This is a genomic window from Agrobacterium sp. ST15.16.055 (genome assembly GCF_027956555.1).
Classification (GTDB): Bacteria; Pseudomonadota; Alphaproteobacteria; order Rhizobiales; family Rhizobiaceae; genus Agrobacterium; species Agrobacterium salinitolerans.
In genome coordinates this window covers 1-726 of sequence record NZ_JAQKGN010000038.1, presented here as the reverse complement: position 1 = coordinate 726, position 726 = coordinate 1, and the positions used below count along the sequence as shown (strand labels likewise).

The following is a 726-nucleotide window of genomic DNA, read 5'->3' as shown; positions in this document are numbered from 1 at the left end:
CACTGGGACTGGGCTCGGACGTCTCGGGCCTAAACCCAAAACACCTGGACGCTTCCAGACATATCTTCTCTTCACAATGTATTCAGAACAGGCATCAGTCCTTACAGACGATGCAAACTTTTATTTCTTCAGAAGGATATTCCCGCGCTACACACCCAAACCGCGTTAGCGATTGGTGGAGCTGAGCGGGATCGAACCGCTGACCCCCTGCTTGCAAAGCAGGTGCTCTCCCAGCTGAGCTACAGCCCCAACCATCGCAAACACCCGACAGCAAAACCGCCAGGGATCAGCTAAATTCAGCAAACCAATGGTGGGCCCGGGAAGACTTGAACTTCCGACCCCACGCTTATCAAGCGTGTGCTCTAACCAACTGAGCTACGGGCCCATCCAACCGAACATATGACGTGTCCAACTGGACACCCATACAGGCCAGAGGCCGTCGCCGGTCATCCGGCGCCCCCGCGCAGTGCCGCCCAAAGGGCGAACAGCACGTGAGCGCAAACCAAAGGTTTATATCCTTCTTGAAGAAAGAGAAACGTGGACGGCGAACCTTGCCATACCCGCTGTCTGCGTAGCAGATCTGCAGGCGTATTACGTTGCGATGGTCGCCTGACTGGCGCCATCTATGTTCTAAAAAGCACGGGAAAGTTCATCCTGTTCAAGACAGGCGTCTTACTGTTCCACAGCTTCCTTAGAAAGGAGGTGATCCAGCCGCAGGTTCCCCTA

Annotated in this window: 1 protein-coding gene and 2 tRNA genes; 1 reads left to right on the top strand and 2 read right to left on the bottom strand. The window is 54.8% G+C overall.

Features of this window, described 5'->3' with window-relative positions; genetic code table 11:
* Positions 1 to 173: 173 nt before the first annotated feature.
* Positions 174 to 249 (bottom strand) — tRNA-Ala (locus PL599_RS22740).
* A gap of 59 nt (positions 250 to 308) precedes the next feature.
* Positions 309 to 385 (bottom strand) — tRNA-Ile (locus PL599_RS22735).
* Between the two features lie 152 nt (positions 386 to 537).
* On the opposite strand from PL599_RS22735, the gene PL599_RS22730 reads away from it, so the two are divergent.
* A partial coding sequence (locus tag PL599_RS22730) for a hypothetical protein (RefSeq protein ID WP_271359898.1) occupies positions 538 to 726 on the top strand: 189 nt, incomplete at its 3' end.